Here is a 14,782-nt window from a genome sequence, read left to right as displayed (position 1 = left end):
TTGCGATCTTCGGGGGTTATGCACTGGCTAGACCGATCCTAAATTGGATCGTGGACGGACCCTGCCCTGACCGCAGGGTCTGACATGCGCCAATGCCGAGCGCCGGCGGCGGTGCATTCAAGCCTCGCAGATCAAGAACGCCGTCAGGAAGGAATTCGTCGTGTCCAAGTCGCCCGTCGTCACCATCGACAACCATCCCGGCCGCTCCGCGCAGACCATCGGCATTGCGCGCATACTCGGCACGGACGAGACGCTCATTCATGAGCCGTCGGTGGGCGTGGTGGGCACCAAGGGCGACAGCCAGTGCTATATGGGCGTGATGTCCAAGGTGGACGCGATCCATGAGAGCCTGAAGAAGCGCATCGGTCGCGGCGCAGGCCAGTTGCCCTATCGCCTGGTGCAGCCGGAATACACCATTGCGACCTCGGACGGCATCCGCAACGGCACCCGCGAGATGCGCTATTCGCTGATCGGCCGCGAAGTCACCAACGATTCCATGAGCGAGCATCTGAGCGCCACGGGCCTGCTCGGTACTATCGCCGTGGTTGCCTGCGACAAGCCGCCAGTCGGCACGCTGGCCGCGCTGCTCGAACACAACGAGCCGTCGATCATCATGTCGGACGGTTCGATCCATCCCGGCACCGATCCCGACAATGGCGAGAAGCTGGACATCGTCAGTGCCTATCAGGTCGCCGGCAGTCCGGACCCCGAATATCGCCACCACATCGCCTGCCACGCATGCCCCGGTATCGGCAGCTGCGGCGGCATCTTCACCTACAACACCATGCAGACCTTCATCGGCGTGGTCGGCATGCAGCCACTGCACATGGTGGCACCGCCATCCGACGATCCGCGCCGCCTGAAGGAATTCCCGGAGCAGCTCGTCAGCTATCTCGCCAACATGATCGCCAAGGGTATCAAGCCGCGCGACATCGTGAGTCGTGACTCGATCCGCAACGCCGTCATCGTCGCGATGGCGATCGGCGGCTCGACGAACGTGACGCTGCATGCGCCGGAAATCGCGCGCGCCGCAGGCTTCGCCGACTTCTGGAAGGAAGTCATGACGCCGGCAGAGTTCAACTATCTGTCGCAATATCTCGTGCCGGTGCTCACCGACGCCCGCCCCTATGGCAAGTATTCGATGGTCGACATCGACAATGTCGGTGGCGTGCAGGTGATCGTGCGCGAACTGATGGAAGCCGGCCTGATCAATGGCGACGTGCTGACCTGCACCGGCGAGACGCTGGCCGAGCAGATCAAGCGCCTGGAGACCAAGCCAGCCGACGGCAAGGTGGTCTACACCGTTGCCAAGCCCTACAAGCCGACCGGCGGGTTGCGCGTGCTCGGCGGCAACCTGTCGCCGGAATTCTCCGCCATTCTCAAGCTCGCCGGTGTCGAGGGCGGCCTCGAGGACAATCTGTTCCGCGGCACTGCGCGCGTGTTCGAAGGCGAGCGCGGCCTGCTGCAGGCGCTCGATCAGCATCCGGAAAAATTCCAGAACCACGACATGGTCATCGTGCGCTACGACGGCCCCGTGGGTGCGCCCGGCATGCCGGAAATGCTCGATCCGACCTCGCGCATCACCACGCTCTGCCGCGAGCGCAACATCGTCGTGGGTCTCATGACCGATGCGCGCTTCTCCGGCGGCTCGGTGGGTCTGGTCATCGGCCATGTCGGCCCGGAAGCCGCACTCGGTGGTGCCATCGGACTGATCGAGGACGGCGACGAGATCATCGCCGACCTCAATGTCAACGAACTCAACTGCACGCAGCTGCAGGATCCGGCCATCTATGCCAAGCGCAAGGCGGCATGGGAAAAGGTGGTTGCGGACAATGGCGGCATCCATCCGAGCTGCGGCGAGGCTGATACGCGCTTGCTGCATCGCGCCCGCACCAGCGCCGTGCCCGCCACCCGCGGCGCCGGCCTGCATCCGAACCGCGAGGTCTGGGTGCGCAACCAGCGCGAAGCCACACGCTCCGGTTTCGTGCCGAAAAATACGCATCGTCCGGAAGCCAACAAGGCTTTCTAGACCTGAGGACTGGCAGTTAGGGCCGGGTTTGCTGCAAAGCTCCCGGCCCGAGCCATTTCCCTTCATCTTCCATCAGCTCTTCCCAAAACGGCCGGAGCATTTTCTTTATTGGAAGCACGATCTCTCGACAAACGAACTCGTTTGTCGGCGAAAACCGCATCCACTTTTCGGGGTCATGCCCTAACCGTCTCCTGCTTCAAGCATTTTGAGCGCCTCGCGGTTATCGGCGGCGCGCGCATCGTCGATGTAAGCGACGAGCAACCGGTTGATGGCGACCGAATCAAGCAGCCTGAATTCGCGGGGCCTGATCCAGCCATCGAAATAGCGGTCGATATAACCGATGGCGCTATCGCGCTCCTCCACCCAGTTCGGCCCGATCAGGCCTTGGGGGTGCGGTTCCCAGTAGCAGGAAATGAGGTGGCCGCCTTGGGCACCACCTTGGGCAGAGTGGCCAAGGATTCGCTGACCGTCGCGTGGCGCTTCACTCATCGGCCGAAGGAAGTGGCCGTATTCACGTAAAATCCGCTCAACCTGCATGCAACGCGATTCCATTCCCGGAGGCGCCGACCGACACCACGCAAACATCTAACGGATCGCGCGTTTTTTGTTTCCCATGACAGACCGGTCGGTGTCATCACGCAGCCGGCATTCGCACAGCGGTTTGAGACGTTCCAAACGTGATGCGGGGTTGCAGCCGATGCAGATAAAGCGCTGCGGTTTTGCCGATCACAATAAATCGATCTAGAGCAAAACCAAACTGCTGCGGGTTAGCGCGAGCAGGTAAGCTGGTCCGCCAAACCTCTGTAAATTAAGGCATCTTTCAGCTTTTATTAAGGCGTCGATAAGCATGCCGTTGCGCCAATCCAGATCGTGTCGGGTTGTCGATTGCTGTGGCGAATGGGTGACAGCATTTTACGCAAAAGCTGTCTAAGTCCACGCCATAGACGGAGCGAACGCGCTCTCGCTCTAAAATGGTTTTCTGGAGAAGAAGAAAATGAAGAACTTCCTGATGGGCACCGTCGCCCTGATCGCCCTGGGCGCCTCGGTTCCGGCAATGGCCGCTGATCTGGCTGCTCGTCCCTACACCAAGGCTCCGGCTTACGTTGCCGCTCCGATCTACAACTGGACCGGTTTCTACATCGGCGGTCACGTCGGCGGCGCGTTCAACGGTTCGAACGGCTTCGGCGGCACCTCCGACAATTCGGACGGCCGTTTCCTCGGCGGTCTGCAGATCGGCGCTGACTACCAGTTCGCTCCGAACTGGGTCGTTGGTATCGAAGGTCAGTACAGCTGGGTTGGTTCGAACAACACCAACGTGCTGTTCGCCGGCACCGGCCTCACCTACAACCTGAACCAGAAGGGCCTCGGCTCGGTCACCGGTCGCATCGGTTACACTTGGGGTCCGGCACTGCTCTACGTGAAGGGCGGCTACGCTTACTCGGACTACAGCGAATCCCTGGTCAACGTTGCTGGCGCACCGGTTGCTTTCGCAGCTGGCACCAAGCATGACGGTTACACCGTCGGCGCCGGCCTCGAATACCTGTTCACCCAGAATTGGTCGGGCAAGGTCGAGTACCAGTACTACGACTTCGGCAAGACCCAGTTCTCGGCTCCGACCGCTCTGGTTGCTTTCGGTTCTTCCAAGAACGACGAGCACACCGTCAAGGCCGGCCTGAACTACCGCTTCAACTGGGGTGGCCCGGTTGTTGCGAAGTACTGAGCTTCGCGCCTGATTTCAGGCTCTTAACTACGGAAAGGCCGGCGGAAACGCCGGCCTTTTTCGTTTTACCCTTTGGTAACCTCGCAAGCCCCGCGACAGCCAAAGGTTGCCGATTTACCCGAATATTAACCCGGTACCTACATACTCTCTACGCGATCCGCCACCAGGACGGTGGACGCGGGGGGAATCAATGGCACTGACGTCATTCATCGGAAAATTCGGACGGTTTCGTTTCTCGCGGCCCCGTTGGGGCATTCGCGGCAGCCTGTTCGCCGCCTTCGCTGTTATCGCGGGCATGGCGATCCTGATCAGTGCCGGTGCCGGCATGATTCTCGGTCAGCTCGGCGGCATGATGACGGACCTGAACGGCCGGGACATTCCGAAACTGACCGCCAGCCTTCAACTGGCCACCGCCAGCGAGAGCCTTGCCAGCCAGGGCCCGATGCTGCTGGCATCGAGCAGCCCCGACGTTCTGAAGGAACGCTCGCAGCGCATGCGGGATACGCACAAGATTGCAGTCGAGAAGCTCGACACCATCGCCAAGCTCGGCGCCGACAAGGCCGTGGTCGCCGCCCTGGCCGATACCGTCAAGAACATCGAAGACACGATTCGCAGCCTTGGCGCTGCCACCCAGGAACGCCTCGACGCCGTCGCCCAGCATCAGAAGCAATACGACTCCCTGCGCGCCGCTGCAGCAAACTTCGTCAAGATGTCGGAGCCAGCCGCCACCGACGCCCAGAACGTGATGAACGACACGCTGCGGGCAACAGTCTTCTCGGCCGAAGATTCGGGCGAAGCCGCGCGAGTCATCGTGCAGGTCGGCGAGGTCGTCGCCAGCACCAACCTGATCTCGTCCGATCTGATGGCCGCACTGTCGGCCGGCTCGTCCGAAGCGCTCTCTCCGATCGAAGACAACTTCAAGGCCGCACAAGCTCGCGTCAAATCGAATCTCGATGCCCTCGTCGGCATCAAAGGGACCAAAGAACTCAAGGAAGCCGCCCTGCAGCTGCTGGCGATCGGCGACGGCAAAAACAGCGTCTTCAAGGTGCGCCAGAAAGAGATGGACACCGTCGAATATGGCGAACTCATTCTCGACGAGACGCGCAAGCTCAATGTCGGCCTCGGCATGAGCGTCAAGCAACTGGTCGACAAGGTACGCAGCGAAACCGATGCCGCCACGACACAGGCACAGACGACAATCACGCTGGCGACGCAGGTGATGCTCGGCCTCGGCGCGCTGACGCTGATCGGATCGGCATTGTTCGTCTGGCTCTATGTCGGCCGCAGCATCCTGCGCCGGCTCGCGCAATTGCAGCGCGCGATGCAGCGGCTGTCCAGCGGAGATCTCGACACCGAGATCGCCCGCAGCCGCCAGCAGGACGAAATCGCGGCGATGGCAGGCACGCTCGAAGTGTTCCGCGACAGCATGATCAACGCCCGCACGCTCAGCGCGGAGCAGGATCGGGACCGCATCGCCAAGGGCGAACGCACGTCGCGCATCGAAGCCCGCATCGTCGACTTCGAGAGCAAGGTGCGCACCGCTTTGGAGAAGCTGCAGAGCTCGGCCGATTCCATGCAATCGACCGCACAGAGCATGACGGCTACGGCCGATCGTTCCAGCGCGCTGGTCAGCGCCGTCGCGTCGGCCGCAGAGGAAACCTCGGTGAACGTCCAGACGGTGTCGGCCGGGACCGAGCAACTGTCGTCATCGATCAACGAGATCAGCCGACAGGTCGTCACGTCAACCGAAATCGCCGCAAAGGCCGTCAACGAGGCCGGCGAAACCGATGTAACGATGCAGGGCTTGGCCGACAACGCCAATCGCATCAGTGTGGTGATCGATCTGATCCAGACCATCGCGTCGCAGACCAACCTCCTGGCGCTCAACGCGACCATCGAGGCGGCACGCGCGGGCGACGCAGGCCGGGGCTTCGCCGTGGTGGCTTCGGAAGTGAAGAGCCTTGCCGATCAGACCGCAAAGGCCACCGACGAGATTCGCACGCAGATCGTCTCGATGCAGCAGGTCACGTCCACCGCCGTCGGAGCGATCCGCAACATCGGGCAGACCATCGCCGAGATCAATCATGTGAGTGCCGCCATCGCCACCGCCGTCGAACAGCAAGGTGCGGCAACACGCGAGATCGCGCGCAACATCCAGCATGCCGCGGGCGGCACCAGCGAAGTGTCGAGCAACATCGTCGGTGTCAGCGATGCATCGACGCAGGCCGGCACGGCTGCCAACGACGTGCTCGGCGCCTCGGGTGAACTGCGCCGCGAGGCCGACGTTCTTCGTGGTGAAATCGACGAATTCCTGTCGAGTATCCGCGCGGCCTAAGGCGACAATCCAGCGCATGGCTGCACCCGGCCAGCGTCATTGCTCCAACCCTCAAAATCATGGACTGCTTTCACAGCAGCCCATGATCGGTGGCTGCGCAGAATGTAAGGATTGCGTGAATGCCCCCAACTCCCTCTGCATGGACATCGACCGAACTGCGCCACGACTGGCAACGCCATGAAGCCCAGGCACTCTATGATTTGCCGTTTGCAGACCTGATTTTTCAGGCGCAGAGCACCCACCGCAGCAATTTCGATCCGAATCACGTCGAGACCGCGAGCCTGCTCAGCATCAAGACCGGCGGCTGCGCGGAAGATTGCGGTTATTGCTCGCAAAGCGCGCACTACAACACTGACGTCAAGGCGACCAAGCTAATGGACCGCGACGCCGTGGTTGCCACGGCGCAGCGCGCAAAGGATGCCGGTGCGAGCCGCTTCTGCATGGCCGCAGCCTGGCGCAATCCCAAGGACAAGGATCTCGACCGCGTCTGCGACATGGTCAGTGCGGTGAAGGATCTCGGCCTCGAGACCTGCGCGACGCTGGGCATGCTCACGGAAGATCAGGCCAAGCGCCTGCAGGACGCCGGGCTCGACTTCTACAATCACAATGTCGATACCTCGCCAGAATTCTACGGCAAGATCATCACCACGCGCACGATGGAAGATCGCATCGAGACATTGGCGCGGGCGCGCCATGCGGGCCTCAAGGTCTGCTGCGGCGGTATCATCGGCATGGGCGAGCAGGTCGAGGATCGTCTGGGCATGCTGATGCTGCTGGCGAACCTGCCGCATCATCCGGACAGCGTGCCGATCAATATGTGGAACGAGGTGAAGGGTGTGCCGGTCAACGACACCGCCGAACGCCCGGATCCGATCGCGCTGGTCCGCATGATTGCCGTGGCGCGTATCATGATGCCGAAGAGCGTGGTGCGGCTTTCCGCCGGACGGCAATATATGACCGATGAATTGCAGGCACTGTGCTTCGTCGCCGGCGCCAATTCCATCTTCATCGGCGACGTGCTGCTGACCACGAAGAACCCCCAGACCGACCGCGACGCCAACCTGCTGGACCGGCTGGGCATGACCTCGCGGCTCGACGACGTGAGCGGAAAGAGCACGCCGACTCCGCCGGTTACCGCTTCAGCACAGGCCGATATGCGCGCCAGCGCATAAACCCATGCCCTGCGCCAGCCGAATTTGTGCTGGCGCAGGGGTCCTTGGCCCGCTAAGCCGGATGAAAAGGACATTGTGACAGAACCGATGCATTCGAAAACAGACGCCAGCACAAAGCCAGCCGATGACCTCCGCTATCCCTGGGAGAACCATCCCGGGACCGATCAGGTGGTCGAAATTGCTCCGGGCGTTCTCTGGATCCGGCTCGACCTGCCGTTTCGCCTCAACCATGTGAACATCTATCTGCTCGCCGACGGCGACGGCTGGGCCATGGTGGATACCGGCATCGGCAATGACGCCACCATCGCTGCATGGACGAAACTGTTCGAAGGTCCGCTGAAGGGCAAGCCGATCAGCAAGGTGATTGTCACCCACGCGCATCCCGATCATGTCGGCCAGGCCGGCTGGATGGTGCAGCGGTTCAACTGCCCGTTCTATATGTCGCAAGTCGAATATCTGCAGGGCGTCTATCACCAGCACCGCCGCACCGAAGAGCGCATCGTCAATATGCGGCAGTTCTTCCATCGCCACGGCATGGATGCAGATATCACCGAGCAATTGCTCGGCCGCGGCCAGGAGTATCTGAAGAAGACGGTGCCGCTGCCGGCGGCCTATCGCCGGCTGTCCGATGGCGACGATCTCGTGATCGGCACGCGCACCTTCCGCGTGCTCACCGGCGCCGGCCATTCGCCGGATCAGGTGATGCTGTATTGCGAGGCCGACAAACTGTTCCTGTCGGCTGATCAGGTGCTCAGCAAGATCTCGCCCAATGTCAGCGTCTGGGCGCATGAGCCCGACGAGAATTCGCTCGGCTCCTATCTGCATTCGCTGAAGCGCCTCGCCGATACGCTGCCCGATGACGTGCTCGTGCTCCCGGGTCACGGCGTGCCGTTTCATGGCCTCAAGATTCGCATCGAGCAGCTCGCAGACCATCACGAAGAGCGCTGCCAGATGATCGCCGCCGCATGCAAGGATACCGGCAAGACCTCGGCCGAACTGGTGCCGGTGGTGTTTCACAAGCACAAGCTGGATGCCCACCAGACCGGATTTGCCGCCGGCGAATTGATCGCCCACGTCAATCACATGCTGGCGCAGAAGCGGCTGACCTCGACAATGGGCGCCGATGGCATGCTGCGGTTCAAATCGGCGTAACCTGCAGCGCAGCAAAAATTCGTGAACGACCTCAGGCTCTTGATGCACATCAAAAGCTGCGGCGCTTGGTCAAATTGACCAATTGCGCCTCGACAGCCAAGCTGGAAAAGCTCTAAAACGCACCTGACGCTGGGTTCGGGTTTCGTTTTTGGGTCTTTTGCGATGGATTACAGCAAGTTCTTCAGTGACGCGCTCAATCGTTTGCATGACGAGCGCCGCTATCGTGTCTTCGCCGACCTCGAGCGCATTGCCGGTCGGTTCCCGCATGCGGTCTGGCACACGCCGCAAGGTCCGCGGAATGTCGTGATCTGGTGCTCCAACGATTATCTCGGCATGGGCCAGCACCCCAAAGTGGTTGGCGCCATGGTCGAGACCGCGACCCGCGTCGGCACCGGTGCCGGCGGGACCCGCAATATCGCAGGCACCCATCATCCGCTGGTGCAGCTCGAGGAAGAACTCGCGGACCTCCACGGCAAGCAGGCCGCACTGCTGTTCACCTCTGGCTATGTCTCGAACCAGACCGGCATTTCCACGCTCGCCAAGCTGATGCCGAATTGCCTGATCCTGTCCGACGCACTGAATCATAACTCGATGATCGAAGGCATCCGGCAGGCCGGCTGCGACCGCGTCGTGTTCCGTCACAACGACGTCGCGCATCTCGAGGAACTGCTAAAGGCTGCAGATCCCGCGCGTCCGAAGCTGATCGCCTGCGAGAGTCTGTATTCGATGGATGGCGACGTCGCGCCGCTGGCTGCGATCTGCGATCTCGCCGAACGTTACGGCGCGATGACCTATGTCGATGAAGTCCATGCGGTCGGCATGTATGGCCCACGCGGCGGCGGCATCGCCGAGCGCGACGGCGTGATGCACCGCATCGACGTACTGGAAGGCACGCTGGCCAAGGCCTATGGCTGCCTCGGCGGCTATATCGCAGCAAACAAGGACATTGTGGATGCCGTGCGCTCCTATGCGCCGGGCTTTATCTTCACCACCGCGCTCCCGCCGGCGATCTGCTCGGCCGCGACCGCAGCGATCAAACACCTGAAGAGCTCAAGCTGGGAGCGTGAGCGTCATCAGGACCGCGCCGCGCGGGTCAAGGCGATCCTCACCGCGGCCGGCATTCCGGTGATGTCCACCGACACCCATATCGTGCCGGTGTTCGTCGGCGATGCCGAACTTTGCAAGAAGGCCTGCGATCTGCTGCTCGAAGATCACGGCATCTACATCCAGCCTATCAACTACCCGACCGTCGCCAAGGGCGCCGAGCGCCTCCGCATCACGCCGTCGCCCTATCACGACGACGTGCTGATCGATCACCTCGCGGAATCGCTGCTGCAGGTGTGGGATGAACTCGGCCTGCCACTGCGCACCAAGGCGCTGGCAGCGGAGTAATCCTCTCACGGCCGTCATTGCGAGCGCAGCGAAGCAATCCAGAGGCCCGAAGCGAAGACTGGATTGCTTCGTCGCTATGCTCCTCGCAATGACGCGGAGAGAACGGCGCCCGCCTCAAACGAGTCACCATTATGGACATCATCTGGAAAGGTATTCTCGGCGGACTGCTCACCGCCCTGATTGCCTGGTTGTCCAAACGGGGCAACACGCTGCCCGGCATTCTGCCGTTGTTTCCGACCTTTGCGATCATTGCGCTCCTCATCGTCGGCGCAAAAGGCGACAGCGCAGGCTTCCGGGAAGCCTGCATGGCCGGCGCGAAGACCATTCCGGCCTATCTCGCTTTTCTCGGCATCTGCTATCTCACGGTCGGCACGTTCGATTACCGCCTCGCTCTGCTGGCCGGCGTGACCGCGTGGCTGTTCATTATCCTGATCGCCTTTTTCGGCCCGCGCTGGATTTAACGACAATCCGGCATTCCCCGGCGTCCGGCCAAATCCCTGTCGCCTGCACCGGCGCAACCGGCTAGATTTTCGCCTGACGGACGGGCTTGCGCCCGCCAAAGGGAGCACGCACGATGCTGCACGACTGGGGCGTGATTGTTGCCGCCCTCTGCTACATCGGATTTCTGTTTTGCGTCGCCAGCTATGGCGACCGGATCGCGCTGTTCCAGAGCGGCCGCGCCAAGGCCGTCATCTATCCGCTGTCGCTGGCGATCTATTGCACGTCATGGACGTTCTTCGGCTCGGTCGGCGTGGCCAGCCGGACCAGCGTGGATTTCCTCGCGATCTATGTCGGCCCGATCCTGTTCTTTGCCTTCTTCTCGCCCGTGCTGCGGCGTGTAATCCATCTCGCCAAGACCCAGAACATCACCTCGATCGCCGACTTTATCGCCGCACGTTACGGCAAGAGCCAGGCCGTCGCCGCCACCGTCGCCGTGATCGCCATCATCGGCTCGGTTCCGTACATTGCGCTGCAGCTGAAAGCCGTCGCATCGTCGCTGGAAACGATCCTCGGCGAGGACAAGGCCATTGCCGGCGTTCCCATCGTCGGCGATATGGCGCTGGTCGTGACTCTTGCCATGGCGATGTTCGCTGTCCTGTTCGGCACAAGGCAGACCAACGCGACCGAGCATCAGCACGGCCTGATGCTCGCCGTGGCTACCGAATCCATCGTCAAGCTGGTGGTGTTCATCATCGCCGGCGCCTTCGTGACATTCTGGATGTTCGGCCCCTCGGAGCTGGTCGAGCGCGCGATGAAGACACCGGAGGCGATGCGCGCCATCAACTATGTGCCGTCGTTCGGCAATTTCCTCACGATGGTGCTGCTGTCGTTCTGCGCCATCATGTTGCTGCCCCGGCAGTTCCACGTCAGCGTCGTCGAGAATTCCAGCGACTCCGAAGTGAGCCGCGCGCGCTGGCTGTTTCCCACCTATCTAATCGCCATCAACCTGTTCGTCATTCCGATCGCCCTGGCGGGCCTCGTGACCTTTCCGTTCGGCGCCGTCGACAGCGACATGTATGTACTGGCGCTGCCGATCGAGGCCGGCTCCAGCGCGCTCAGCATGGCTGTGTTCATCGGCGGCTTGTCGGCTGCCACCGCGATGGTGATCGTCGAATGCGTTGCGCTGGCCATTATGGTGTCCAACGATATCGTGTTGCCACTGGTCTTGCGGCGCGGGCCACAGACTCAGAATGAGCAGACCGACTTCGGCAACTTCCTGCTCAAGGCAAGACGGTTTTCGATCTTCGCCATCATGGTGATGGCCTATTTCTATTTCCGCGCACTCGGCAATACGCAACTGGCCGCCATCGGCCTGCTGTCATTTGCCGCCATTGCGCAACTAGCTCCAGCTTTCTTTGGCGGGCTGATCTGGCGGCGCGCGACCGCCCGCGGCGCCATGGGCGGCATGGTGGTCGGCTTCTTCGTGTGGGCCTATACGCTGTTCATCCCGAGCTTCCTTGAAGGCAGCACCGCAGGCGTCCTGTTCCTGCAGCACGGCCCGTTCGGCATCGAGGCGTTGCGGCCGCAGGATCTGCTCGGCACTGAATTGCCGCCGCTGCTGCACGGCACACTCTGGAGCCTGTCGCTCAATATCCTGACCTATATCGTGCTGTCGCTGATGCGGGCGCCGTCGTCGATCGAACGGCTGCAGGCCGATGTCTTCGTGCCGAATACGCTGGCGCCGATCACACCGGCATTCCGGCGCTGGCGGACCACAGTCACGGTGCAGGATATCCTCAGCACCGTGACCCAATATCTCGGCCCGGACCGCGCGCGCGAATCCTTCGATGCTTTCGCCACGCGTCGCCGTGTCGATCTCGATCCGGCCGCACCTGCGGATTTCGAACTGCTGCAGCATGCAGAATATCTGATCGCGTCATCGATCGGCGCAGCCTCGTCCCGGGTGGTGATGTCGCTGCTGCTGCGCAAGCGCACGGTGTCGGCCAAGGCGGCGCTGAAGCTGCTCGACGATTCGCATGCGGCGCTGCATTTCAATCGCGAGATCCTGCAGACTGCGCTCAATCACGTCCGCCAGGGCATCGCCGTCTTCAACCCCGACCTGCAGCTGATCGTCTCCAACCGGCAGTTCGGCGAACTGCTCGGCCTCCCACCGCAGATCGTGCAGATCGGCATTCCGCTCCGGGAGATTCTGGAATTCATCGGCATCCAGAGCGCGTCGCCTTATGGCGACAACGAAACCCTGACACAGGCGCGGCTGGCTGCCTACACCACCGAGGGCGAGCCTTATCTTGAACGTCTTCAGGATCGCCAGATCGTCATCGAAGTACGTACCAATAAAATGCCCGACGGCGGGCTCGTGCTCACCTTCTCCGACGTCACGCCCAGCTTCGAGGCAGCGGAAGCGCTGGAGCGCGCCAATGCTACGCTGGAAAAACGAGTCCGCGACCGCACCGAGGAACTGACACGGTTGAACTCCGAACTGGCGCTCGCCAAGAGCACTGCGGAAGACGCCAATATCTCCAAGACTCGCTTTCTGGCCGCCGCCAGCCACGACATTCTGCAGCCGCTCAACGCCGCAAGGCTCTATGTCACCAGCCTGGTCGAACGAAAGAGCGGCGGCGAGGATGCCCGGCTGGTCGAGAATATCGACGACTCGCTGGAGGCCATCGAGGAAATCCTCGGAGCGCTGCTCGACATCTCGCGCCTCGATGCCGGCGCCATGAGTCCCGCGATTTCCAGTTTCCGCATCGGCGACCTGATGCGCTCGCTTGAGATCGAATATGCACCGATTGCACACGCCCGCGGCGTCAAGCTCACATTCGTGCCGTGCTCATTGCCCGTGGAATCCGATCGCCTGATGCTGCGGCGTCTGCTGCAGAACCTGATCTCGAACGCGATCAAATACACGCCGCATGGCCGCGTCCTGGTCGGCTGCCGGCGCCGCGGCAAGGCCTTGCAGATCGGCATCTACGATACCGGCGTCGGCATTCCGATCCTCAAGCGCGGCGAGATTTTCAAGGAATTTCACCGGCTCGAACAGGGTGCGCGGATCGCGCGTGGCCTCGGGCTCGGCCTGTCGATCGTCAAGCGCCTCGCGCATGTGCTCAATCACGGCATCGCGCTGGACTCCAATCGCAGCGGCGGCTCGTTCTTCTCGGTGACGGTGCCGGTGGCCAAGGCGATCAATCACACCACCGCGGTCACCAGCGCGACGCCGCTGTCGAAGTCACCGATGTCGGGCACGCTCGTTGTCTGTATCGAGAACGACATGGCGATTCTCGATGGCATGAAGACGCTACTTCAGGCCTGGGGAGCCGAGGTCGTCGCAGTCCCTGATCCGGAAGCCGCGATGAACGCGATTGCCGAAATCCAGGGCTCGGGCCGCCGCCTCACGGGCCTCCTCGTCGATTATCATCTCGACCGCGGCAACGGCGTCGCCGCGATCCGGGAAATCCGCAACCGCTTCGGCAAGGAAATTCCGGCCATCCTGATCACTGCTGACCGCAGCCCGCATGTGCAGTCCGCCGCGCGCCAGGACAAGATCGCGGTGCTGAACAAGCCGGTCAAACCGGCGTCGCTGCGCGCACTGCTCGGGCAGTGGCGCACGCAGCAGATGATCGCGGCGGAATAGGGCTCTGCCCTCATCCTGAGGAGCGACATCTTCGTCGCGTCTCGAAGGATGGTGTCTTAGCATTTCATGGTTCGAGACGGCGCAAGTGCGCCTCCTCACCATGAGGCCGGAGCGATGTCGCTACTGCTGCGGCGTCTGTTCGCCCTGGCGCCACTGGCCGCCGGCTATTTTTGCCGCGGCGATCACCGCCTGGGTGCGGCTCTCGACGCCGAGCTTCTGCAGGATCGCCGAGACATGCGCCTTGATGGTCGCCTCGGACACGCCGAGCTCATAGGCGATCTGCTTGTTGAGCAGTCCTTGCGACAGCATCATCAGCACGCGGACCTGCTGCGGCGTCAGCGTCACCAGCCGATCGCGCAGTTTGCTCATTTCCGGATCGGCCGCTGCGGACATGTCGACGTCCGGTGGAACCCAGACGTCGCCATCCATCACGCGCACGATGGCATCGCGCAGCGTATCGACGCCGAAGCGCTTTGGAATGAAGCCTGACGCGCCAAAGTCCAGCGATTGGCGGATCGTACCGACGTCATCGCTGGCGGAGACGATAACCACCGGAATCGCGGGATACTGTGCTCGGAGGTAAATCAGTCCCGAGAATCCTGATATCCCGGGCATCGACAGATCGAGCAGGATCAGATCGACGTCGGAATCCTGTTCCAGCAGTTTGGTCAGATCCTCGAACGTACCGGCTTCCTCGACCGTGGTCGTCGGCAGCACACTACTGACCGCCTGCCGCAATGCACCGCGGAACAACGGATGATCGTCGGCAATAATGAGGCGCGAGGGAGCGATAACGGTCATCAAAATCCATGCAAAAATCTTGCGGCGAACCAGCGACCGCGTTGAGACGACGCGCAAAAGCGCATTTCGCCACAAGTGTCCCCCGCGC

The 14,782-nt window shown here is 62.0% G+C and carries 10 protein-coding genes; 8 read left to right on the top strand and 2 right to left on the bottom strand.

The annotated features are described in order from the left end of the window. Positions 1–160 precede the first annotated feature (160 nt). Positions 161–2,029 carry a dihydroxy-acid dehydratase domain-containing protein gene (locus tag AB8B02_RS27410; RefSeq protein WP_439065689.1) on the top strand — a complete coding sequence of 623 codons (1,869 nt, stop codon included), beginning with the start codon at positions 161–163 and terminating at the stop codon, positions 2,027–2,029. A gap of 180 nt (positions 2,030–2,209) precedes the next feature. Here AB8B02_RS27410 and AB8B02_RS27405 read toward each other — a convergent pair whose 3' ends face one another. Further along, positions 2,210–2,566: a hypothetical protein gene (locus tag AB8B02_RS27405; RefSeq protein WP_141137156.1), complete on the bottom strand. Its 357-nt coding sequence runs from the start codon at positions 2,564–2,566 to the stop codon at positions 2,210–2,212. A 457-nt stretch (positions 2,567–3,023) separates the two neighbouring features. Between AB8B02_RS27405 and AB8B02_RS27400 the strand changes: the two genes are divergently transcribed. The 7 genes from AB8B02_RS27400 (at position 3,024) to AB8B02_RS27370 (ending at position 13,893) form a co-directional block, all read left to right on the top strand. Continuing rightward, the gene (locus tag AB8B02_RS27400) at positions 3,024–3,749 is read left to right on the top strand and encodes an outer membrane protein (RefSeq protein ID WP_320446438.1); all 726 of its coding nucleotides are present in this window, start codon (positions 3,024–3,026) and stop codon (positions 3,747–3,749) included. A gap of 190 nt (positions 3,750–3,939) precedes the next feature. After that, positions 3,940–6,084 carry a methyl-accepting chemotaxis protein gene (locus tag AB8B02_RS27395; RefSeq protein WP_439056962.1) on the top strand — a complete coding sequence of 715 codons (2,145 nt, stop codon included), beginning with the start codon at positions 3,940–3,942 and terminating at the stop codon, positions 6,082–6,084. Between the two features lie 119 nt (positions 6,085–6,203). Beyond that, positions 6,204–7,256 carry a biotin synthase BioB gene (gene bioB, locus AB8B02_RS27390; RefSeq protein ID WP_439056961.1) on the top strand — a complete coding sequence of 351 codons (1,053 nt, stop codon included), beginning with the start codon at positions 6,204–6,206 and terminating at the stop codon, positions 7,254–7,256. Between the two features lie 87 nt (positions 7,257–7,343). Next, positions 7,344–8,408: an MBL fold metallo-hydrolase gene (locus AB8B02_RS27385; RefSeq protein ID WP_439065688.1), complete on the top strand. Its 1,065-nt coding sequence runs from the start codon at positions 7,344–7,346 to the stop codon at positions 8,406–8,408. Positions 8,409–8,570: 162 nt separating this feature from the next. Beyond that, positions 8,571–9,800 (top strand): 5-aminolevulinate synthase, encoded by a 1,230-nt coding sequence (gene hemA / locus AB8B02_RS27380; RefSeq protein WP_089266846.1) that lies wholly within the window; start codon positions 8,571–8,573, stop codon positions 9,798–9,800. 131 nt (positions 9,801–9,931) lie between these two features. Next, positions 9,932–10,261, top strand: coding sequence for a GlpM family protein (locus AB8B02_RS27375; protein ID WP_068732644.1), 330 nt, complete (start codon positions 9,932–9,934; stop codon positions 10,259–10,261). A 113-nt stretch (positions 10,262–10,374) separates the two neighbouring features. Continuing rightward, positions 10,375–13,893: a NahK/ErcS family hybrid sensor histidine kinase/response regulator gene (locus AB8B02_RS27370; protein ID WP_439065687.1), complete on the top strand. Its 3,519-nt coding sequence runs from the start codon at positions 10,375–10,377 to the stop codon at positions 13,891–13,893. A 120-nt stretch (positions 13,894–14,013) separates the two neighbouring features. Here AB8B02_RS27370 and AB8B02_RS27365 read toward each other — a convergent pair whose 3' ends face one another. Next, positions 14,014–14,694, bottom strand: a complete 681-nt coding sequence (locus AB8B02_RS27365) for a response regulator (protein ID WP_439065686.1) — start codon at positions 14,692–14,694, stop codon at positions 14,014–14,016. Positions 14,695–14,782 lie beyond the last annotated feature (88 nt).

This window comes from Tardiphaga sp. 862_B3_N4_1 (assembly GCF_051811085.1).
Taxonomy (GTDB): Bacteria; Pseudomonadota; Alphaproteobacteria; order Rhizobiales; family Xanthobacteraceae; genus Tardiphaga; species Tardiphaga robiniae.
This window is presented reverse-complemented; position numbering and strand designations above follow the sequence as displayed.

Coding starts and splice junctions, on each gene's coding strand:
- AB8B02_RS27375 (WP_068732644.1), top strand. CDS start 9,932: ATGGACATCATCTGGAAAGGTATTCTCGGCGGACTGCTCACCGCCCTG.
- hemA (WP_089266846.1), top strand. CDS start 8,571: ATGGATTACAGCAAGTTCTTCAGTGACGCGCTCAATCGTTTGCATGAC.
- AB8B02_RS27395 (WP_439056962.1), top strand. CDS start 3,940: ATGGCACTGACGTCATTCATCGGAAAATTCGGACGGTTTCGTTTCTCG.
- bioB (WP_439056961.1), top strand. CDS start 6,204: ATGCCCCCAACTCCCTCTGCATGGACATCGACCGAACTGCGCCACGAC.
- AB8B02_RS27405 (WP_141137156.1), bottom strand. CDS start 2,566: ATGCAGGTTGAGCGGATTTTACGTGAATACGGCCACTTCCTTCGGCCG.
- AB8B02_RS27400 (WP_320446438.1), top strand. CDS start 3,024: ATGAAGAACTTCCTGATGGGCACCGTCGCCCTGATCGCCCTGGGCGCC.
- AB8B02_RS27365 (WP_439065686.1), bottom strand. CDS start 14,694: ATGACCGTTATCGCTCCCTCGCGCCTCATTATTGCCGACGATCATCCG.
- AB8B02_RS27370 (WP_439065687.1), top strand. CDS start 10,375: ATGCTGCACGACTGGGGCGTGATTGTTGCCGCCCTCTGCTACATCGGA.
- AB8B02_RS27385 (WP_439065688.1), top strand. CDS start 7,344: ATGCATTCGAAAACAGACGCCAGCACAAAGCCAGCCGATGACCTCCGC.